Consider the following 25,543-nt stretch of genomic DNA (forward strand, 5'->3'; position numbering starts at 1 on the left):
AACTGTGCCGCAACCTGATTGGCCCAGGCGACCACCTCCTCCCGCGGCGCCCATTCCAGGGCGAGCACCAACACAAGTCCGCGACCTACACGAGGATTGAAGCTGCAACGAGACCGTCGCTACGCGAGATTTCGATGATAACGCTACATGAGCGCGCATCGGTTGGACAGTTAACGAACGACAACGCCTAGTTAAGCGGCTTGCTTCAACGAAACAGGCCGGCGAACATCTTCCCTAGATGTTGGCAAAGCGTCCGCGTCAGGCCAGGCAGTCGTGACAATCCGTGCCGAAGACCACTTCCTCGGCAAGTACAACTCTGCTGCCAGCAACCGGGTCCGCCGGTGAAGGAAGTGGCTTTTGAAGCCACGCTGGAACACCTTGCTATCGTCGTGCGAGATATGGTCCTCGTGCAGAGATGGACTGGAGCCCGGCCATGCTTACTGGCACCTCGCCAAATAACAGTCGGGACCAGCAGCCCTTGAGCAAGCTCGGCTTTAGGCTGACCAAGCAGCCGCGGTCAGTATTGATGCGGCTTATGGCAATGGTGCACTAATTCGCTTTCAGTTCAAATGGCCGACCGTACCATATATATAGGCATATTTGCAGCAGAAATGCTTTACCTCACTTCGATATCCGGTTAGACTGATTGCGGTTTGCCGAGGGGTGGAAGTTGGGGTGGAGCTGCGCTCTCTCGTTGGCCAAGACAACACCACAATTGTCTCTCCTAATCCCAATCACAGCTGGCTGTGTGTCGCGCTTGATCCGTCGCTTGAAAGCTGATCGGCGGTTCGGTTGTAGCGGAGTGCCTTGCTTGCTTTGGTTGTGACACACCTTCGGGGGAATCGATGCGAATGTCATCGAAGCGTCGCCGCACTCAAGAGCAAACAGTCTCTAACGGGGAGCTCAAGGGTAGAAGGCTCCGAGTGGAGCATCTCGAAGACCGACGCGTTCTGGCAAGTGTCGTGGTCACAACCGCGGACGACATCGTCGATGGCAATACCTCTTCCATCGCTGCGCTCGGCGCCAGCCCGGGCGCCGATCGCGCCATTTCGCTGCGCGAAGCAATCTTGGCCGCCAACAACCAGGCGGGCGAAGACACCGTAACGTTTCATTCGTCGCTGGATGGAACGACGATCGAATTGACACGAATCGACCCTCGGGATGATGTGGGGCTCTTGGGCGACCTCGACATCACGGACGACATCGTGATCATCGGCAACGGTGCGGGCAACATTACCGGTGGTGGTGTAGCCGTTACGCGAATCACCGCGGGCGGCGACACCGGCATTGGCGACCGCATCTTCCACGTGCACCCGGGCGTGATGGCCGAGTTCAACGACATGCGGCTCGACGGAGGGCGAATCGACTCCACCACCGCCTACGGCGGCGCGATGCTCATTCATGACGCCGAAGTACAACTCAATCGCGTGGTGATCGCCGACAGCGAAGCGTTGTTCGGAGGCGCCGTGGCTCTCGTGAGCCAGAGCACGCCCGCGGCGCTAGACATCGTCGAGAGTGGAGTTTTCGACAACCTGGCAGAAACCTACGGCGGCGCAATTACGTCGCTGGCCGAAGGGGCGAGTTCCCGCACCGTCGTGCAGATCACCGATAGTTTTGTGGCGGACAACGAGACGCTCTCCTCGGGAACATCGGGCGGAGGCGGAGTGTTTCAATTCGCTGGCGACGGCGCACTTAGCAACTTGCTGGTCGACAACAGCACCTTCTGGAGAAATTCAACCAACGATGCCGGAGGTGCGATTGGCACCTACGTAGAAACTGGCGCGACGGCGATCACCCGTATTTCCAATAGCACGCTCTCGGACAACGATGCAGCCACAGGTGGAGCGGTAAGCAACGTGGGCCTCAAAGCCGGCGATGTAGCCCTGCTGAGCATGTACAACGTAACGGTCGTCGGTAATACCGCGACCGGCGACCGCGGTGGCGGAATCGAGAACTACGCCTTCGGCACAATCCAGGACCTGCACAACACCATTCTGGCAGCAAATTCATCCGGAACGACCGGCGCTGACCTGTACGACGAGAACGGATCCCCCACTAGCGCGACGCACAACTGGATCGACGATCGTTTTGGCCACACCATTACAAGCGGAGTAGATGGCAACATCGTGACGCCTAGCGGTCAGGGACTATCGCTTGGGCTAGGTTCCCTAGCTCTGAATGGCGGCCTAACGCCTACGCATGCGTTGTCCAATACTAGTGACGCCATCGACCGCGGTGACACCGCCATGGCAGTCGCGACGTCCGGCGCGCCGCTCGCTTTTGACCAACGCGGCTCCGATGGCGTAAAGAACATCTTCCATCGAGTGATCGGTGCGGCCGTCGACATCGGTGCCTACGAACAGCAAGATCCCAACGCGCCGCCAGTTGCCGATGCGGGTGGGCCATACTCGGCGTTTGAAGGTTTAGCGTTCCGCTTTAATGGAACGGGGAGCACTGATCCCGATGAGCCTTCCGCATCGCTCACATATGAATGGGACTTTGACTACGACGGGTCGACGTTCGATGTCCAGGCAACTGGATGGCAACCGTTCTTTACCTTCCCTGATGAGTTCGCGCCTCGACAAATCGGGTTGCGAGTGACCGACAGTGGCGGGCTGTCGGACATCGATACAACGACGCTCGAAGCGATTAACTATGTGCCCAACCTGGCGCTAGAGGGCGAGCCGACGATCTACCCCACGGTCGACGAGTACGGAGTCGTGTCGCTCAGTGGATTCTTCACCGACTACGGCAGCGACACCCACACGGTCGAGATCGACTGGGGTGACGGCGAGTCCACGGAGATCCAGCTTGCCGGACCGACGTCATTCAACACCCAGCACACCTACCCAATCAACAACACCGCATCGCCGATTGGCTACACGCTATCCGTCACGGTGGAGGACGAGGACGGGGCGTCCGACACCGAGTCCGTACCGGTTTCCATCGACCCAATCCCCATCGACTACGGCGACGCGCCCGATACCGGTATCGGTGCTGGCACCGGCAACTACCAGACGTTGTCGACGGACGATGGAGCTGCGCATGTGGTTCACCCGGAATTGTACATTGGATTCCTGGTGGACTCGGAAACCGAGGCCAACCCCACGGTACTCGCCGATGGTGACGATGTAACAGGGATTCTTGACGACGAAGGTGGCATCACACTGCCGGATATCAGCCTATCGCTCACCGAGGGCGACACGCCTAGGCTCGACGTGTTGGTTAACAACTTCACGGGACAATCGGCGACGCTCGCAGGGTGGATCGACTACAACGGCGACGGCGTCTTTGACAACGAGACGGAACGCGCTGTCACAACGATTCCGCAACCGGTCGAAAACACGTACTACCAACTGGAGTTCCCCACAGTTCCAGTCGGCGCGGCCACCAACACGTACGCCAGATTCCGCTTGAGCACGGATACCGCGTGGGCGAATCCGGCATCGTCGGCGGAGTTTAATGGGGCACCTCCCTCTGGGGTATGGACCTACGAGGGCGACCTTACCATCGGAGACTACGTATCCGACAACGGCGATGGCACCTTCAACCTCGCCGACGACGTAGCCTCAGCTGCTTTTGATGCCCGAGGCTACTTTCGTCGCGAACTCGTGTGGCCTGCGGGACAACGCGGCGCGGAGTGGCGTTCCCGTACCAACAGCTCCAGCGGCGACAACCACGCTGTGATGGTCGATCTGGTCGACTCCGCCCACCAAGTCTCTGTGAGCTTGGGCGTCAGCCAGGTTAACTTCTTCAATGGTCAAGACGGAACAACGATCGGCGGTTCCCATGCGATCACTGCTGGCTTTCACGACTACCGACTGGAAGTCGACGACAGCCCAACCGGCGACGCTCGGTTGTACGTGGACGGTCAACTTGTGCTGACCGAATCACTGTCGTCATTCCCCACCGGCGGAAGCGATCAGCTGCAGTTCGGCGCCGGGTCGGAAGTGGGCGTCTCCAGTTCCGACTGGGACTACGTCCGCCCGATTTCTGAAGGAGTTTTCGGGCCTAGCGCCACGGGCTTGGCCCTCGATGGCGAGGTGGAAGATTACGCGGTGACGATTGCTGCGCCCACGCTCGGTTCCATTGCCGGCGTGAAGTGGCACGACCTCGATGGCGACGGTGTTGAAGATCCCGGAGAGCCGAGGCTGTCTGGCATTCCGATCTTGCTGGAGCAGACGATCGACTTCGAGAACTTTGGTCTCGCCGAAGGCGAACAACTCGGCACCCAGATTCCAGGAATTACGTTTCGAGGTGAGTACTACACCCTGTCGAACGTATCCGACATTGCCATCGACGAGTCGGGCAATGCCTACATAGTTGACGCTAACCGCATTTATAGTCTGGATCTCGAATCGGGAGCGCTGCGGCTGGAGCACCTCGACTCGGTTGGCGGACCCAGTGGCGAGACTCCGCAAACCGCTGGCGCGGCGTTCTCTCCGCTCGCGCCGGGCCAACTTATCACCTTCGATGTCAATGCTGGTGAAGACATTTACTCCTACGACATCGACTCTGGCTTTGCGCGAACGCTGTTGTATGAGGACGTGCCACCCGCTCTGAATTCCGGCCGCGGCGACTTGGCCGTTGCACCCGACGGTAGCATCTACGGTTTGCAATCGCTTGCCGCTTCGCCCTCGGACGCGCCGACGCATCTGGTGCAGTTCGATCCCACCGGCGGCTCCTACACCGACTTGGGGCCGATCACGCGAGATAGCAACGATATCGATGCCGACGCCCTAGCGGTTGGCCCGAACGGATGGCTGTATGCGTTTGAGCGTACGGGGACGTCTTGGCGTCCGCTTCGAATCGATCCGGCGACTTTAGAAGCGACGGCCATTGGTGTGCCGATGCACAATCGCGAGTTGCGCGGCGCCGCGTTCGACGACCAGGGCCGTTGGTGGGTGATCGACTCCTCCAACCACGAGTTGTTGAGGCTCGACACCACCCGCGGCAGCCTCGTCGGCCAGCCGATTCGATTGACGCTCGGTGGGGCGATCGTCGCCGAGTCGGGCGATCCTGCCCAGGCCTTCACCACCAGCGGCGCGGCCGATACAGTTGCCGGCGACGCTTTCGGTCAGGTGTTTGTAACCGGCGACGCAAGCGCACTTAATCGGTTTGAGATTGAGTTCGACCAACCGGTTGAGTCTATCAGCTTGGATCTTGCAGACATCGATCCCGGTGAGACGATCTTCCTTTCCGTGTTCGACGGTCCGCTCGACGGGGAAGCGCTCAGCAACTACTCCTACACTAGCGGTGGCGACGGACAAGTGACCATCGTCAACCTGCCCGAGTCGAACGTGTGGGGGCTGCGATTCAGCGTCAGCTCGGGAGCAGACTTTGGACTCGACAACCTAACCTTCACTCGAAGAATCCTCACGAGTACTGATGACGGGGACACCAACGGCGTCGACGAGACAGGCGAGTATCGTTTCACAGGATTGCCGGCTGGCGACTACGTCGTGAGCGAAGAAGTCCCCGCTGGCTACGATCAGGTGTACCCATTCGCCGGCGGAACGACGCACCAAGTAACCTTGTCGCCCGGAGAGGACGCTTCAGGCTTCGACTTTGGCAACCTTGCCAAGGTAATTCGGCTGAATGAAGTTATCGGGCCAAGCGGCACCGATGCAGACTCGCTCGATGCACCGGGTGAAGCGGTCAACTTCGTCGGTACAGCGTCGAACACTGGTTCGACAACACTCGCCGCCGGCGGTGGCACGCTGCCAACGTTCAACTTCAACAATTACGAGGGTGTGGACCGCACCAGCGGCTTCACTCGCGCCGACTTGCTGATGGTCAAGTCGGACCAGAAGCACGATGGGAGCCTGCTTATTCTGGATCTGGATAACGATGGCTCGTTCACCGACGAGTCACCGGGAACCGGATTCGGCATGCACTCCAATCGATTCGTGACATTCGATCTGGCGAAGATTCGCTCGGATCGTGGCCTTTCCGCCACTCAGTTTTTCAATCTTACCGGCATTGCTGGCGTAGCCAATACTAATCCGAGCGTGGCTTCGTTGATGGTCTTGCTGGATGGTGTGCCGCTGGTAGTACACGACACAACGACCACTCAATCGGTCGAGTTTGCAGAGTCGATACCTGGCACAGGCCGCTATTTAACGTTCGCTGCACTGGATGGCCCTGACTTGGATCCATTCTTTGCCCACGGAGGTTTTGTCGACGTTGAACTATCGGTCTCCACCATCGGACCGACCGAAGCCGAGCCCGTTCGCCAAGCATTGAACGCCGGGCTGACCGATCTGGGCGCCGCGCTACCCGACTGGGCAGCAGCACTCGACCTGTCCGGCATCGACTTGCCGGTGCTGCAGGAGCAGCTCGGCACGCTGTTGTCGCTCGGCGGTGGCGGAGGCGTGTTCGACCAGATCGCCGCCGCCGATTTGGTGACCGTCAACAATCCAGTGGTCACGCTGCCACAGCTTGCCGCGCAGATTAACGATCTGCCAGGTTACCAGGTGCTGGGGGTCGCTGGGGATCCAGGGCTCGACCCAACCGATCAGCTATTGATCGAGTTCACAAAGACAATCCAGGGGATCACCGGCTCGGCCGAGTTCGACGACTCGACCAGCCCCCTCTTGGCCGGGCTTGCCGATGTCGCGGACCTCTCGGGCGCGCTGGATTACACGGCCGACCTGACACTCAACTTGTTCCTTGGCGTTGACGACCAAGGATTCTACCTGCGTGGCGACAGTGGTGTCACGCTCGACTTGACGGTCGCCGGCGAAGTCGCGACCTCGTTCGATTTGTCCGTCGCCGGCTTGTCACTAGATACGACAGCTGGCGGGGCAACCACCGCAGGCGCCAGCATGATTGTCGCGGCGGCCGGCGCCGGAATGGCGACACGCATTCGAACGACCGACTTGTCCAATCCAACTAGTTTTCTCTCCGCAACGGCCACTGGCACCGCCAATGTCGGCTTGCTATTCAACCTGCTGGTCAACGCCAGTCAGAGCGACCTTTCCTTCACGGCCGATTGGACCATTCCAATCACAGACAATTCGGTAGGCACCATCATTTCCGACATTGCCTATCCGGAACTAAGCGAAATCGTCCACGCGATCACACCCATCGTAACCAGCGCGTTACCGGACGTGTTTTCCGGCGATTGGTCCAATCTGCTCGATCAGACCCCACTTCCGCTGGTTGGCGCAGTGTCACCACTTGGGTCGGCGCCAGCGACCGACGGTTGGTGGTCCGACTTCATCGCGTCGACCACCGACTTTGTCACCAATATCGACCTCGACACGGCCCGCCGTGGCCTGGACTTGCTGGACGACTTTTTCAGCATCGAGGGTACTTTGCCGTTGGAGCAGATTCCCGATCTGTTCTCCAACGACTTGCCCGCGGGCGCCGAGCTGGTTCGGCTGGCGTTCTTGGCGGATGAAAACAACACGCCGCTCTATTCGAGATCGTTCAACTTCGGTTTCGACGCCGGCGAGCTGGGGGCGTTGGGCTCCGCGGGAATGAGCGGCGAGGTGGCGTTCGAACTGCAGCCAACAGCCAACGTGCTATTTGGCTTCGACACCGGTGGCTTCTTTCTCGACCGCACCAGCACGATCGGTGGTTCGCTGACTGGCAAACCAGAAGCGACTGGCGAGCTGAGCGATTTTGGCGTCAGTGTAGGCGGAGAGTTCACCATCACCCCGTCTGTCACCTTTGCGACGGGCGCCGATCCCAAGTTGCGCGTCACCGACTTGCCTAGCGCGCTATCGGGCGAATTGGACCTGCAACTCGGCTCCGTCGCAGGCACAGTCACCGCCGACCTGGTGATCGACTTGTTTGACTACGTCGACGTCGACGGTGATCCGACTAACAACACCGAGCACGGTGGCGACGCGTTTATCCTGCGCGGCGTGACGCCGGTGACCGCGGATCTCGGCACCTTTGATCCCTCGGACCTCGGTTCCTTTGAGTACGACTTCGACATATCCATTGCCAATCCGGATATCGACGACGATGGTACCGAAGACTTCACATTTGGAGTCATGGGCGACAATGCACTCGCCTTGGCCAAGGCGGTGGTCCGAGGCGAAAGAACGTTGTTCCAGCAGGACTTGTCCGGTGCGTTCGACGCGTTGTTGACGCCGCTCACCGACAACCCACTCGGCGAGGCGCTCGGCCTCCGAGAGACGCTTGCCGGTCTGATCGAAATCGAAGACCCCGACGCCGACACCGAAGGCCTGTTCAACGTCCTCTACACGCCTGACGACTTTGGGCAATTCGAGACTCTGCTCAACGACCCGTTCCCGGGCAATCCGCTCGACCTCGCACGGTTCCGCGTCAACCTCGACCAGGTCCCGCTCGACTTTGTCGACGACAAGCTCAACTTCCAACTGCAAACGTTCCTGCCCGATAGCTTCGACCTCGACGGCAAGGCGGGTATTCGCAACGCGTCGCTAAGTGGCGATCTGGTGTTCGGGCTCGACACCGGACTCAACCCCCTGTACCTGGTAACGACTGCAAGCGAACCGACCGAAGCAACCACACTTGGCATTGAGTTCGAGGTATACATCAACGCCAGTGGCGCGCCGCTCGGCGGATTGTTGACGCTCGACGACGCGGAACTATCGATGACTCCCGCAGCCACGGCCGACTTCGCCGGCGTGGGTGTCGAAAAGCTACGAATCGGGCCCGATTTGGTGGCGCTGCAGAACGTCGACGTCACGCTCAGCGGCTTCGACACACTCGCATTTTCAGGCAGCTCAGCGAGCATCGCGCCAGGACCGCTCACACTTACCGCCAGCGACGACGACACCGATCCGCAAACGCCCGGTATCGAAGGAACGATCAACGTCACGACCGGTGCAGTAAATGCATCGATCCGAAAAGTAAACGGCACACTCGGGGACATCATTTCGCTGGAAGCCGACCCGTCGACACCCGATGCGGCCGTGGACATCACGTTCGATCCTGCGGCCAGTCCGCAAGACCCGTTACTGGTAGTGCGCGACACGGTGCTGTCACTCGACGGTCTCCTGCCCAGCGGCACACCACCAACAGCTACCGTTCCGTCGTTCACCGTCACTCACAACGGCGAAGTTCAGCTGCCACGTGTCGAGATCGATTTCGAGGACCTCTTTGGCCTCGGTGGCATCCTTCCCGTGGATGTCGACAAGGTCACGGTCGACTTTCCCAATCCGAGTAACCTGACGGAATTCGTGCTGGGCGTAGATGGTGCGTTCGACTTTTCGCTTCTCACCAGCCCTGTGAATCCAGGCCAGCCGCTGTTCAACGCCCAAGTATTCATCGATGGCCAAGAGCTTATCGGACCGTTTCACGCAGATATCGTTGTCGGCGGGGATGGTATCGTCTACCCGGTGAATTATGGGCCGGTCGTGATTCAGGTCACCAACTTCGTCGTCCCCTCTCCCGTTGGCAACGTCACGCTCGAAGGCCAAATGCAGATTGGAAGGTTCGGCGTCGATGGATTGCCGCAACAACTTTTGGGTCGGCCGGACCAATTCTTTGGTCAACTGACTGTCGCGGTTGGCAACTCGGCATTCCCCGTTGGTACCGAGGTCGAGGTAGGCGGCTCGATCGATCTACTGCCAGACGGCTCAATCGTGCTCGATGCCGAAGGCACGGCCGCGCTCGACCTCGAGACTCTTGGTACGGCTGGCGCGCGGTTCACCATGGATGTCACCGCCACGCGTCTCTCCGGCCCACCGTACTACGATTTTGCAGTCGATGCCGCTTTGCAAGAAGTCAGCCTGACGGACTTCGAATGGGAATTGCCCTTCGCGATCGTTCGCGCCGATCAAGTGAGCTACTACCCTGCAGTTGGCTCTGGTGGAGAGGCTGCGGACTTGCTGGGATTGGAGATCGAACTGCTTCCCGATCTGGCCGACGGACCGTTTGCCACCTTCGTTGTTGAACAGGCGATCGGCTACGACACCGATGGCGACCCGCTCACCATCGAAGAGTTCCGCATCGAAAGTGCCTCGGCGTACGTCGGCCAGGCGGGGCTCGGCGACGAAGAGGGTACGCTCGCCTCGCTCGAGGGACTCAGCGTTACGATCCCGTTGTTGTCAAACGTCGGTGGCAGTTTGTCGGGAAGCGTGCTGGTTAACGCCAGTGAGATCGCCCTGCTACCGGATGCGAGCGGCGACTCTTTTGGCGCCAGCGGGCAAGGCATCACCGGATCGTTCGACATTTCGACTGGGCAACTGACGCTCGACGCCGCGACCACTGAACTCCATGTCGGCGATTCGCTCCGGGTCACTACATCCGACCTCAGCGTGCAGTGGCCGCTCGAAGAGCCGGCCATGGAAGACGACCCCATCGTGTTAGCCACGGTCGGCACGGCGACTATCGACTTCCCGGCCTACCCCGACTTGCCAGTTACGCAAAGTACCGGGGTGAACATCTACACCGACGGGTTCTCTATCGACACGTTTACGGTCGGCGCAGCCGGCCAGAGGATCGGCATCGATTCCTTGCTCGATTTTGATGGGCTCGTTGTCACTGGAACTGATGTGGAGGTTCGCGCAACGCCAACGGGCACTTTCCGCATTGGCGGCTCGCTCGATCTGCACGCCGACGGACTTGCACTGCTGCCTGACGAGTCGACATCAGCACTCGACGGGCTGGCGACCATCACCGACATCAACGGCAATCTGGACTTGCAGACCGGTGAATTGAACCTGACCGCCAGCAATGCAACAGCCGGCGTGGATGGCCTCTTCACACTCGACGCGCACGAGGTGCCGCCGCCCAATAGTGCACCGGCATTCTCGCTCACTATCGACCCGGCGGACACCAATCCAGATGCTGTTATCGCGACGCTCAACAACCTGACTCTCCAACTCGATGCGCTGCCAGGTTTGCCACCAGAGCTTCTACGAGTCGACTCATTAGCCATCCGACGCAACGGGTTCGACCTCGACACTAATGCCGGTGGACCTGGCGTCGACGCGACGATCGGCGGTTTGCTTACCGCAACGGATGTGTCGGTCTTCGCCGACGTCAGCGTGACCTTCACACCGGGCAGTCAGTCGGCGCCACCGACCGTCGAGCCCGAGGGCATCATCGAGGTCGGCGCCACGTCGGCCGTCTTGATCGCCGGAGGCCTGGGTCTGGCGGTTGTCGATGACGATCTCACTGACAATGAGCCTGGGTTGTTCGGTCGCCTGGACCTCGATACCGAGTTGCTCACACTCACAGCCGATCGACTGGTAGGCGACATCGCTGGCGTCTTTAGCCTGGACGTTGATGATGGTCGCCTGATGTTAGGGCCGAACTTCGGCCCGACCGACTTGCTATTTGAAGCAAACGAGGCGACCGTCGCTGTGGACTTAGTTGGCGGAGACGAGGTATCACTCACCGCGACCGATCTGCGAGTGCTGCAAAATGGTGAGATCACGATAGCTGGTGCCGAGGGTCTGGCATCTGGCGGATTGGCGGCGTCGCTCGGCTTGGCCGGCATCTTGCCGATGGACCTGACGCGAGTGGCGATCGATCCAATCGCGCCGGCAACAGAGATTTCGCTTACGAGCTTTGACTTCAACACCGACATCACCGTCGATGGTTTCTTCGACTTCGCGCCATTCGAGGCGGCTGGCTTCTCGCCCACCGTCTCCATTGGCTCCGTACCTCAGGAGCCCGGTTTTGAGAACACGTTTAGCAACGTCGTTTTTCGACTTCAGAACGGTCAGTTGCAGCCCTGGGACACCGGTGCGATCACGATTGGCTTCGACGCCGACGAAGCGCTATTTCCCGGATTCAGTTTATCGGGCGAACTCAATCTCGGCGGGTACGTGGCGGGAAGTTGGATACCCGACTTAACGGGCAGCCTCGACGCCAACATGACCGTGAGCGGCACCGCGCATGCAGACATGTCGGTCACCATCAACCCGGGCAGCTCGCTCGACCTAGGCACTGGGACACTGAACCTGTTGGGCACCATCGCGCTCGACGCGGGGGTGCAGGGTAGTTTTGCCGGTGTGCAGCTCGACGGCGGTATGGTGGACTTCGCGCTGTCGATCGACGTCGATCGCACCCAGACCGCACCGTTCTTCGAGGTTACCGTTTCCCCGCCACTCTTTGGCGACATCAGCGTCGACGAGGTAGTGGTCGACCTCAATGGACTGATGACCCTCACTGCCAGCGACTTACTGCTTAAAAACCCTGTTGGTCCGAGCGGTCTACTTGCGGAGGTCGGCCGCGTGGAGATCGACGTGGCAGCTCTGTTGGGCATGGATCAAACATCGTTCGTAGCGACGGATGCTCTGCTGTACGACGACCGACTGGAGCTGAACGATGTAACCCTCGCTCTTGGTGGAACGGTGACCATTGGTGGGACCGATCTGCTGGCCGTGGATGAGCTATTCGTAACATTTACTGACGTGGTGATCGACTTTGGCGGTGCGGATCCGTTTTCGGGAACACAGGGTAGCCCGATCAATATCACCGACGTATCGGCCGCGATTGGTGGCATTTCCTTCGGCGCCGATGCAGCCGTACTACTTCCAGATATGCCCGCAGAGGATATCGACTTCCAGGCGATCTGCGACGGTGACCTGGTCGGCGGATTGTCGGCTGTTTGCGGACTGACCGGCAGCTACACACCCGGCGGTTTGCTTGAAATCACCGTCGACAGCGTCGCGGCCGAGACCGAGTTGTTCAAGGCCGGAGCCGAAGGCGGCAAGATCTCGCTAGGCCCCGGGCTTACGTCCGGCGACGACCTGTTCTCCGTTGCCACCGGTTCGCTCACGCTGCCGCTGCTCGACGACAAGGCAATCACACTCACTGCCACCGACTTGCTCCTCACCCAAGGCGGAGTTCTTTCGGTTACCGGCGCGAGCATCGAAGCCGAGCAGCCCCCCACTGGTCCACCGGTCGGTATCGGCGAAAGCTTCGGCCTGGCGGGCGTGTTGCCGCTGGACATCTCGCGCGTGGCGATCGATGCCAGCGGCCAACCGATTGCGCTGAACTTGGCGAATCCATCCTCCGGCGTGAGCATTGGCGACATCGACGTGGAGGTCGAGGGCTTCTTCGACTTCTCGATGTTCGATGGCCTGCCGTTTGACCCGGTCTTGCAGATTGGCGCGCAGCCAGTGGCCACGCCAGATGCGCAAAGCTTCTTCGATGTGAGCTTCAGCGTCATGGGCCTGGGAACCGGCACACCCACCATTGCCATCCAGGATACGGGCCCCATTACGTTGGGCATCGAGAACTTCGAACTTGGCCCCTTCACACTCGATACGGCCGTGCTCACGCTGGGCGGTTACGTGAACGGCCAGTTTGAGAAAAACTTCGACGCCACGCTCGCCATGAGCTGGGACGGCGATGTGAACATGGGGCTGACGACCAACGTGTCGGGCGAACTGTACTTCCCGAACGACCTGTCCAACCCAACGCCAGGCGCTGTGACGCTAGACGTGGATGTCGACATCGCGACGTCATTGGCGCTGGGTAGTATCGCCAACCCGGAGGGGAGTGACACGTGGGGATTCGGCTTCGAGAACCTTGGGATGCAGTTCGGCCTGTTGATCTCGGTCGACGAGAACTTGCAGCTTGTGCTGGACGACCCTCTCTCGATCATCCGGCTGGACGGTTTGAGCGTCGGCAGTGTCGCGGCCGAGCTTGGCGGATTGGTAACCTTCAGCGCAACCGAGGCTGCGCTAGATTTCGACGCCTTGGCGACTGGCGATGGGCCGTTCCTGACGTTCGGATCCATCGGCCTGGAGTTCGGCGACACGGAGTCGCCGTCCAACCCGCTCGCCGGGCTGGGCGGCTCGGCCGGCAACTTTGGCATCGCGTGGAACCCGCCGCCGGACGGCCAGCTTGGGTTGCCGCTCGAACTGGTGCAGTTGCCGGACATGTTCGTCTCCGTTTCGATACCCGATGACTTCTCGTTCGGCCTGCCCGACTGGCTGCCGGTGACGGTGACCGAGATCGGCCTGCGGTTCCCGGAGACCTTCGGCGACCTGCTCCCTGATGGGCTGGGCGAAGGTGACGACGACGCGGGCCAGCTTGCCAGCTTCGCGCTAGATGCATTGACGAACTTCTCGCTGATCTTCTCCGGCGGTTTGCAGAGTTCCGAGGGGGGCTGGCCGATCCGCGGCATCGTGGAAGACATCGAGATCGACATCGCCGCGCTCAAGGCGTGCGCCGAGTACATCTACGACAACCGCGAAGACTATAGTTCCGCGATCCAGGACGTCATCAACAACCCAGGTCTTGGTCCGCTGTCGGCGATCGGCGCGATCGGGCTGGAACTGTTCCAGAGCGGCGAGTGCGAGTTCCCCATCAAGAATCTCGACGCCATCGACATCGGCATCGAGCCGTTCGAACTCGGACCGATTACCATCGGGGGCGGGCTCGGCTTCGGACTGTTGGACATCGATCCGCATAACACGCCGATGGACCCAACCGACGACTCGACCGTGCTGTTCGGCCGTGTCGAAGGTCAGATCGCTTACAGCGATATCGGTGTAGGCGTCGAGCTGATTATTACCGAGCACGGCCCGATCCTAGCGAGGCTGTTTGCCGGCGTGCCGGTACCGATTGGCACCATCGTCGGCGCGATCGTCGGCTCGGTGGTGCCGGGTCTTGGCTCGGCGGCAGGCGCTTCACTAGGAACCCAATCCGGTTTCATTATCACCGGCTTCCAAGGCGGGCTAGTGTTCGACGGCGAGCCGCTGCCGGTCATCACCGACCCGCTACAGATTCTCGAAGATCCCGACATTCGCTTCCCGCTGGACGTCAGCCTGGAAGACATTCGCGAAAGCACCGAGCAGCTCTACATCGACCCAGACACCGGCGCGGTGCTGGCGACGCCGCGTGCAACGTGGACTCGAGGGTTCACGTTCGCAGCATCGGGAACGCTAACCAACATCCACGTCTACGGGCTAGTCGGCGCCGAAGTGACGCTCGGCGCCAACATTGGGTTCGATCTGGACGACGGGCTCAGCTACTTCGACGGCACTCCGGTCACCGCTGAGAATTTGCCGGACGACTTGCCGTCGAGCGTTGGCGACGATGCGATGAACGACGACAGCAACCCCTTCCCGTTCGGTTTCCAACTGTTCGGATTCGGCACGATCAAAGCGATCGGGCAGGGTATCGTCGACGCAGGCGTGATGCTCGACTTCTCGAATCCCATCGCGCCAGCGTTGAGCCTGGCGGGCAGATTGCCGCAGGCGGGTAGCTTGCTCGCAATGATTTTGCCAGTCGAGGGAAGAGTAGGTTTGCAGCTCCGCACCGATGGCATCATCGAGGGCGCGGTCGTGGCCATGCACACCTTCGTGCACGAGGTAATTGCCGGAACGTCGGATCTGTTCGACGCGCTGCTAACCGACGTCGCGCTGTCCTACAACTCGAATCGCGAACGGCTGTTTACGCAGATATTGCTGGATGGCTACAACCCGGAGCGAGAGATCGACCTCGCCTTCCTCAAGGCGCGGCTGCAGGAGATCTTCTCGTTCGACGTAAGCTCGACGCCGGGTGGGCTGGCGTTCATCAACGCGGCCGTCGCAGCCAGCGAGCTGACCCAGGCGATCCTTGCTTCCCCCAGCGTCGAGGTGATTGCGGTTCGCGACATCCTGAATCGCGCCGAGGGCGGCGATCAGGCTGCTGCCGATGCGATCAACGCTGTAGCGGCTGTGCTCGATGGCGACACCGACAGCACGCTGGCCAAGCTGCTGCGGAATATCGACCCCACGCCCCAGCTGATTGGTGACCTGCTGCTGCAAGGCCTAACGCCCGTCGAACAGCAACTCGCCATCGACGGCGCATTTGTGATCAGCCGCTTCAACCAGATTGCGCAAGGCTTTGATGCGGGGCTGACGAGTGTCGTTGCCGAGGAGTTGTTCGAGAGGCTCGAAGCGGAAGACCCCAGCATCATCCCAGCGTTCGCAGTGAACGGTCCCGCGATCGACGACGTGATCCAAGACTTGATCGACATCGCCGTGGCCCAGATCGGTGCACTGTCGGGACTGCCGTCGTTCGACCCGGACAACTTCGACCCTGATCCGTTCAACGAGGCAGCGCTGTTCGAGCTACGCAAGACGCTCGATGTCGCCCAGTCGCAGCTCAACCGCCAGGCCGCCCTCGCCAGCGCAGTGGGGGAGATTCTCTTCGATGCCGGCGAGGCGGCCTCGCAAGTGTTCTTCGATACGATCGACCCCTCGCTCTTTGTCACCGGGAGCATCCAACCGGTCATCATGGGCATCCCCATCGGCGATCTGCCCGGATTGCCGATCGACCTGCCAAGCGACAACATCGAGGTGTTCCTCGATAAGAGTCAGTTCCACGTGGCCGGCGACTTTGGCGTGTTGTCGAAGCTGGCTGTCGTCTCGGGATTGCCGCTCCCGGTGAATGATCGGCTGCAGATCAGTCTGGACATTCCGTTCGAGAACCTGTTCCGCGACGTCGTGGCAGGGCAGTTCCCCGTCGTCGATCCGAATCAGGATTGGAGCGGGTCGTTCATCGGCGACGTGGGAGTGTTTGGTTTCAACTTGGCGGAGATTGCAGGCATTATCTTCTCCGAGATCGACCCGAACGTACCGATCGATCCCGCAGACGACACCAATCAAAACGGCATACCCGACAATCATCCTCTGGACGTATTTGTCGAGATCTACGACCCGCAGGTCGATCCGGTAAAAGACATCGTGGTCGATAGCCAGGCAACGCTGGACGACTTGGCGTCGTCGGGCGGCATTCTGCTGGACGGGCGGTTGTCGCTGCCGCGGTTTGTGACCGATCCGTTGGGTTGGGCGGCCGACTTGGGCGACATCATCGACGACCTGCCGGACGAGGACTGCGACAACCTGCTGGAGTGCCTGATCGCCGACCCGATCGGCTTCTTCCAAGTGCTCTCGCAACTGCCGGCGGTTGTTAGCGAGCAAGAGTTGGTCGCGCGACTGCAGATGTTCATGCCGAATTTCGGTGACGAATTGGCCGATCTGTTCGCGCCCGACGCTGGAGCGGTCGACCCCACGACCGGCCGCGAACTGACACCGCTCAATCAGTTCCATCAGCAACTTAGTCTGCTGCTGGAGAGCCTGGCCACCACCGGAACGATCCCGCCGGACCTTGGGTTCAATCAGGCCGAAGTCCAGGCGCTCCTGGATGAGTTCATCAACAAGGCCTACCTGATTGGTGAATTCGGCGTCATCCCGGGCGTGACTAGCGATCAAGTCGCGGACACATTGTTTGGGCTGAACCTGGGCGGCGCGCTGATCGAGTACGACGATGGTATCTTCCAGCTTCAGACGCAATTCCCCGGCGGCCCGGACATTACGTTCGAGATCGACAGTACGGGCGACTACCCGACCGTCGGCGGCGAGGTGTTCTTCGGCACGTTGGCCAATGAGAGCCCTTCGCTTGGTTCGCAGCTTAACCCACTACTGGCTCATCTCAACTTACCGGTGGATGTGGATCAGTGGCTGACCGGCGGGCCGATCGGCGGCACATTCGGCGGCGGAGTGCGGATGTTCTCGCCCGGCTACGACCCTTCGGCAGTGAATGACCCCGTGCAGCGGTACGGCGGCATCCAGGTGCTGGGAGACATTGAGATCGACAATCTCATCGGCAGCTTCGATGGCGACTTCGACTTCCAACTCACGCCGGCAGGAATTGGCGGCGAGTTCTCTGCGCACGGCTCGATCACCATGGGCGGCTTGGTGAACATCCCGCTCGGCACGCCCTCCAACCCGCTACTCAATGGCATCGTGACCGAAGAAGGCCTGATGGTGCTCGACGCGGGGATTGAGTTGCCATCCAATTTGCTGGGTCCGGGGATGGGCTTCGCCGCTGGTGCGCAGACCGTGGTGTTGGTCAACCTGTCCGACCAAACGCTGACCTACGATGCGCCGGACCTCGCTGCAGGCGACGATCCGGTCATCGCGCCATTTGGATCCGCGATGCTAGTCGAGGGCGAACTTCAGTTGGGCGACCTCGCTATCGCTGGAACTTTCCAGATCCAAACCGATGGATCCGGCTTCACGTTGCTGGCCCATGGCCTGGTCGACACGGGCCCGCTGGACCTTCTAATCGGTGTCTCGCAGATCGAGGCAACTGTAGCCGGCGGGTTCCAAGTGGTTCCCTCCCAGGGCGTGTACGGCGCTTTGTTGGTCGACGCCAGCGAATCGCTCACGCCCGGCGACGTGCCATTCTTCTCGTCGGCGGTGCAGTTCACCGTGGGGCTGAATACGACCTCATCGACGCGGACGATCGACCCCGACGACTTTGCTCTGGCCGGGTTCTCCATGGTCGACGTACCTGGTGACCTTGCCAGTTTGCTCTCCATCCCTGGCGACACGTTCCGCTTCGTTGCCGAAGGCGAATACCAGGTGGCAGGCGTCGGGATCGAGGATGCCACCTTCGTGATGCAGGCTTCGCCGGGCGAAGTGTTCGTTCGCATGTCTGGCGATTTGAACCTCGGCTTCCTCGGCACCCTCGCTTCCTCCAATGCATTCGTCGTCACGCCGTCCGGCGTCGCCGGCAGCTTGTCGGTCGACGCACAGATCGACATTCAAGACCCGCTGTTCAACTTCGATCTGCTGAACATCGATGGCGACGCTTCGTTTGTGTTCAATACGGCTACCTCCGCGCCGCCAAGCGAGTCTGGTTTCGCCGACCTGTCCGACGTACCTTCCGGACCGACAGCACGGCTTAGCATCGGCGAGGACGACGACCCTGCAACGATCACGCTGCTGGACGCCGTGGAGTTGGAAGGTCACCTCGACGCCCAGCTCGATCAGGACCGCATCCACATCGACGCGGCGCTCGCTTTTGGCGTCGACATCCCTCAGGACTGGCAGTACTTGCTCGGCCAGCGGGTCGACGTCGCCAGTGCCGATGTTCTTCTCGACATCACGCCAGCCGGACTCCAAACCGCCGACTTCGAGTTCAATTGGCTCAATCTGGGTCTGCTGGACGTGCACCTTTATCGCGACGGTTGTCTCGTGTTCGATGTACCGGGACTTCTCCCATCGCTTGACCCAGCGTTTAACGTGCGAACGGGCCAACTCACGTGCGATGCGTCGCTCTATATCGACAACACCACTGCGACAGAATCGGACTCGAACAAGACGATTTACGTCCCCTTGGTCCTGGGCCCGCCCGCGCTGACCAACACGACGGTGAAAGTGGATTTCGTCAACGGATCGGCCGTGGAAGGCGTGGACTTCGAACAGATTAGCGACAACCTGCTGATTCCGGCCGGTCAGAGCCTGGCGTATCTACCAGTTCGATTGCTGCCGACAAGTGGCGATACGGGTACTCGTTCGTTCACCGTGCAGATCATCGACGTCATTGAATCGAACAAAGGCGCACCGGTCGTAGTTCGCGACTCGTCCGCCATCGTCACCATCTCCGACGACGACGTTCCACCAGTCGGACCACCCGTGAACGTCACCGTTTCGACGGCCGGCAATCTGGCGATCGACAATTCGACCGTTGGACGGATCGAGACCTCCATTCTCGAGAACCAAGGCCCAGCACGCTTGCTCTTCCAGGCGCCCGATCTTCTGGGTGGCGACACCGTACGAGTGCGCTACGAAGTCGTCCCCACCGGCACTCCATCGATCGAGACGGCTACAGCGGGGCAAGACTTCTTTCTACCCGGAGGCTCGCTCACAAGTGGTATTGTCACGATCCACGGCGGCTCCACGGCCGAGGTACCGATCAGTATCTACAACGACAGCTTGCTCGAACTGCACGAGTCGTTTGAGCTCGAGCTCACCGTACTCGACGCTGCGCAGTTCGCTCCCAGCACCACGCTCGTGACCTCCAACGTAGAAATCGCGATACGCAACAACGACTCGGAGCGGCCATTCGGTTCGCTGGCGTTCTACAACTTCGATGGCTTCTATTTTGGCTTTGGCGGGTCGGGCAACTACTTCGGCACCATCAATCCTGCGTACGAAGCCAACTTCGTCGACGGTTCGGCGGCGACGCACTCCGCCGGGCCAGGGCCACTGGGCGATGGGCTGCCCAAGCTGCAACCCGGTGCTCCTCAGGACGACGCCACGCCGGCATTGAGTCGCGACGAATGGGACACCAGCGGTTACTCCGGCAACCTGCTTACCAACGGTAGCGGCGAGGCCGGACGCAGCGGATGGTCCTCTTCCGGTTCCATTTGGCGCAACAGGACTTCCTTTATGCCCTCGCCTGTGGAAGGCTCTAGTTTCTTTGCCGGCGGTTACGCGACGGGCATTCCGACCAGGCTGACGCAAACCGTGGATGTGTCGGACTACGCATCGACCATCGACGCAGGGCTCCACGACTTTAGCTTGTCGGCCATGTTGCGAGTCAAGAACCAGTCTCAGCCGGATTCCGGTCGGATTGAGATGACTTTCTTGAGTGCTTCTGGTGCAACGCTGGACATCCATTCTTCAACAAATGTCTCACCCACTTCGAACTGGCAAAATGTCAGCCTCACCGCCACCGCGCCGGCGGGCACGCGGAGCGTACGAACGCGGCTGATTGGTACAAACAACCCGATTGGATCACCAGGTTGGGTGGAAGCCTACTTCGACAATGTTCAGTTGCGTTCGGTATTGCCAGAGTACTACTCCTTCTCTCTCACGCTGGACGACGATCCCAACCGCCCGCTCGAGACGCTGCTCGACTACGTTCAGGCCAAGGCGCTGAACGTGTCGGGCATCGACTTCTGGCACACGAGCACCACAGATGGTCCTACACACTGGGAACTTCGGAGCAGCCAAGATGGCTTCGTGGAAGCGCTGGCGAGTGGCACCATGGCCTTCGATGAATTCCGCCATGTGACGCGTGCTGAATTCGACGAACCGCTCGTCGGACTACGACCGATCGACGAACCGCTCGAGCTCCGGCTCTATGCTTTTGGTGGCACAAACGCCGCTTGGACAGTCGACAACCTGGCGGTGCTCGGTTCGGTGGGCTCGCTCACCGCCCTCCCTGCGCCGCCGATAGCGAACAACGACTTCATCACGGTGATCAATCCAGAGAGCTTAGCGCAGATTGGGGTGGGTGTCACCGGCGTGCTATCCAACGACTTCGACCCTAACGCTTCGCCATTGGAAGTGATCAGCTACACACAGCCAGCGCACGGCACGATCAGCAACAGCGGGGGTAGTAACTTCTTCTACGAGATCGATCCTGGTTACGCGGGGCCGGATAGCTTCCAGTACACGGTCCGCGACATCCACAATCACGAGACCGCTACGGCGACCGTCACGCTGAATGTCTTGGCGCCGATCACCACCACCGACGATTCGTACCCGGTAGTGATCGACACGCCCCGCACGATTAGCGCAGTCGACGGATTGCTCGCGAACGACAACCTGAGCGCCTACGACCCGGACAACATTTCAATCCAAGTCACCACTGCCGGCGCGCCGTCCAACGCGGGCACTTTCACGGTCAGTGACGATGGTTCCTTTACCTACTCACCCAACGCTGGTGCGGGTAGCTATCAGTATCGCTACACAATTACTGCAACCGACCCCAATTTACCGACTAGCATCGTCGAAGGCTTTGTCACAATCACCATCGTCACTAGCGCGGATCGGCAGGCGAACAACGATCCCAACTATGCAGTGGACGAGGACCAGACGCTGGTGATTGGCTCGCAAAGCGACCCCATTGCCGGCGTGCTGCTGAATGACCTGCCGGGATTCGATCCAACGCCGCTGCAGGCGGTGCTGTTCCTGGGCACATCGCATGGCGATCTGACCCTCCACCCGAACGGAGCATTCGAGTACTCCCCCGACCCCAACTACAACGGCGACGATTACTTCCTGTACCGCATAGGGACGGGCTTGCACGAGCCGCTCGCCCGCGCCGATATTCGTGTGGACCCGGTAAACGACGTTCCCACGGCTGTGAGCTTCACGGTCAATGTGCCAGTTGGATCTACCCAGGACGTGGTGATCGACGTCATCCAGAAGAACCTCGACGCACTCGCTCCAGGCGGGTACATCGACCTGGAGACTCCTGCTTACGATCTGCATATCAGCGTCACGGATCAGCCAGACGACACGCAGCCAGTATTCTACGATACGCTGAACGACCGCATCGTATTCTACCCCTACTACCCCACTGGTTTCCAAGAGACCGATTCGTTCTCCTACCGTTTCTACGATCGTGGCGACCCCAACGGTTCGAACTTCGGGAACCGCTACAGCAATATCGCCACGGTCACGCTCGTGCCATACGAACCAGCATCGGCTGTCGTCGTCGTGGTGGTTGCATTCGCCTACAACGGCTATCTGGACGATGCCTCGGTGCTGCTGGACGTAAACGGCAATGGAATTGCGGACAGTGTCTTGATCACCGACCCAGACACTGGCATTCCAGTGCTGCTGCCCGAACCGACCACGACCACTGATGCGGACGGAAGCTACACGCTCGAGATTGATCCGCTGTTCGATATCGACCAGGACGGTCAGATCTCGGCAAGCGAAGGGACGCTCGTCGTTGAAGGTGGATTTGTCACCAACACGGGACTACCGCGAACACTCAGGCTCCGCGCACCGGGAGCAGGAGGAGTGGTGAACCCGCTCACCACCTTGTTGTGGTCGATGGTCAACGAGTTCGGAGCTACCTACCCAGCCGCACAAAAATCGCTGCGCAGTTCGATGGGGCTGCCTTCGGTGGACCTGCTCAACTTCCACGCCCTCGATGAGACGTCCCGCGGCAACGTGAACGGACCGCCGGTCTATCGTGCGACAGTCGGCCTGGAGAGCACGGTAGTGCAAGCGGCCGGTTTCCTCTCCGCAACCGGCGCCGCTACCGCCCAGGCGGCAGCCGACGCAGTACTCCGCGAGATAGGGCAGGTTGCGCTGGTCGGCGGACAGGTCCGCTTCGACAGCCAGTCGCTTTGGCAGGGTGTGTTGCGAAGAGCGGCCACTCGGTTGGGAGTCTCGCTGGCTACCGATCGCATCGACGCCGCAGCGACGATCATTTCATCCGTGGGCGCAGTGCTGCAGCAACTCAACCCCGCAGCCACGACCGAATCGCTTGAGGATCTGGCTCGTGTGGAAGGCGCCGCGCAAGGCGACGTTGCCGCGCAACTCGCCGCGCTAGCCACTGGAGACCTTTCGCCCGCCGAGGCGATCGCCCAGAACACGGGTGCAGCCATCGAGCAAAAAATCGAAGCTACGAGTATCGGCAATGTGCGTCCGGTACGCATTTTCGCTTTCGACCAGGAGATTGAGTTCGGCAGCGGTGCCGATCACGTTGAGTTCGTTATCCAGCTCAACGAGCCTAGCACTCGACCGGTGTCCGTTGTTTACGAGACTCGCGACGACTCGGCCACAGCCGGCGTCGACTACGACTACACAACCGGCATTGCGCAGTTCGATCCGGGTGAGACGACCTTCCTCGTGAGTGTTCCAATCACGTTCGACGCTGGAAATACGACCCAGCGCGAGTTTGGACTGTGGTTGGAGGATCCCTCGGGCGCGGTCGTCTTCGATCAGATCGCCAGCGCCGTGCTAGTGGGCGGCGGCGACGCAGACAACGTTCCTTCGACGGTCGAGTCCAACGCGCCGAACAACGGCGACGGCAACAACGACGGACAACCCGACGCCCTCCAGTCCCACGTGGCCTCGCTGCCGTCTGGGGACGGTTCGACGTTCTTCACACTTGTGGCCGATCCCATCGCCACGTTTAGTGGCGTGGACACCACCACGGCCAACACGGCGCTTAGCACGCTGCCCACAGACGCCACTGCGCCTCACGGCGAACTGCTCTTTAAAGTGCCGACGCCAAGCGGCACCTCCACCGTCACCATCTACTTCGATACGCCGCTGGAGCTCAACGCCTGGCGGAGCTTCTTGCCGGCAACTGGCGGCGGTCCCGCCTGGGTCGACTTTGCCTACGATCTGCAGACTGGCGCCGAGTTAGTGGACAGCGATGGCGATGGTCTGGTCGAGCACGCCGTGCTTCACCTGAAAGATGGCGGACGTGGCGACTCTGACGGTTTGGCAGATGGAGTCGTCACCGTTCGATCATTGCCATTGGTAGACCCACCCTGGGCGCGAGTGAATGGAGTCACGATTCAGGATGGCATGGACCAGCGCTCGTACGTGGACCGACTGTGGGTAGACTTTGATGCGGAGCTGAACCTGGACGAGCTGATCACGAGCGGCCTGATCACCCAAGCGGTGACGCTCGTGAACCTGGGCGTCGACGTGGGCTCGCAACCTGCTGTTCCCATCCCGTTGACTGCAGCACAGTTCCGTTATGACTCGGACCCGGGTAGCGGTCTATCGCGGCTCACTTGGTCGCTGGATGAATACGCCGGGACGAACGCAACGCTTCCCAACGGCTACTTCCGCCTCACGATCGATGGCGACTTCGTCGAAGACAACCAAGGCAATCCACTGGATGGCGCGGGCAACGCCGCGCCCGGCAGCGACTTCGAGTTCCAATTCCACCACCTCGTTGGCGATGTCGATGGCGATCTGATTGTATTCCAATCCGACTTGGCACTGGTAGACGTGGCGCTCGGTGCCACTCCTCTCGATCCACATTGGAATCCGGACGCCGATCTAGACCGCGATGGTGTGGTGACGTCGAACGATCGGTTGATCGTCGAACTCGCCTACGGCGCGGAAGTCATTCCGCCTGCCGCCAGCTCTCAGTTTGCTGTGCCTGAGGTGCTGCCCGGCGACTTCAACCTGGATGGCGTAGTCGGCATCGCCGATTACACAATCTGGCGTAACCACCTCGGCGCAACAGACGCCTTGGTTACGCAGGGGGATGCCAACGGCGATGGTGCGGTCACCTCTGCCGACTACAACCTCTGGAAGCAGAGCTTCGGTCTGGTGCTTGAAGACCGCGTAACGGCTCCCCTGCCAGGCGACTTTAACCGGGACGGTTCGGTTGGCATCGCAGACTACACCATTTGGAGGAACAACCTCGGTAGTACGGAGGCTCTCGCGACCCAAGGCGATGCCAACGGGGACGGCAATGTCGACGAGCAGGACTACGCCATTTGGAAGCAGAACTTCGGTGGCCAGCAAATTCCAACCGCTGCCCCGGCACTCCAGAGTAGTTCAGCTATCGAAGCGGACACAGCCGCCGATTTAAGTAGTTTGGTCTCCGCGATCTCCGGTGGCTCGGATTCCACGAGCTCCGATGTTGCACATGGATCCACGGAAGTGACTGTAGGAGGTGCAGTACATACGGCTGAGTTAACTAGCACACCCCGCGGTGAAAGTTCCGCCAACCAACCAACTCCAGCGGGCGGCACAGCTTTGGCAATCCGATCGGCCGACCGGCCGAATGGAGTGCCAACGCTTCCAAGCACGGCCATGTTCTTCTCGAATGAAACGAACGAGCGGAGAGACGATGCTCGACGCTTACCCGCTCGTCAAGCCACTGGTGATCGCAACGCGGTGCATCAGCGGGCAATCGACGCTGTACACTCCTTGCAACTAGCTCGCACCAGACCGAGCCTCACGCGAGATGCCGGCGAAAGTTGGACGGAATCAGACTTACGGGACGGCTCGCAGAATAGTCAACACGAGGTCGAGCTCGACGAGGTGTTTGGGCGTTTCGAGGAAGGTCTACTCGAGTAGCT

The 25,543-nt window shown here is 60.4% G+C and carries 1 protein-coding gene; it reads left to right on the forward strand.

Going from position 1 to position 25,543, the window contains the following annotated elements:
* Positions 1 to 923 precede the first annotated feature (923 nt).
* A complete protein-coding gene (locus ACQK2L_RS31330; RefSeq protein ID WP_425400996.1) occupies positions 924 to 25,541 on the forward strand; it encodes a Calx-beta domain-containing protein in 24,618 nt (8,205 codons plus the stop codon).
* The last annotated feature ends 2 nt before the right edge of the window (positions 25,542 to 25,543 follow it).

Source organism: Aeoliella sp., assembly GCF_965227375.1.
Taxonomy (GTDB): domain Bacteria; phylum Planctomycetota; class Planctomycetia; order Pirellulales; family Lacipirellulaceae; genus Aeoliella.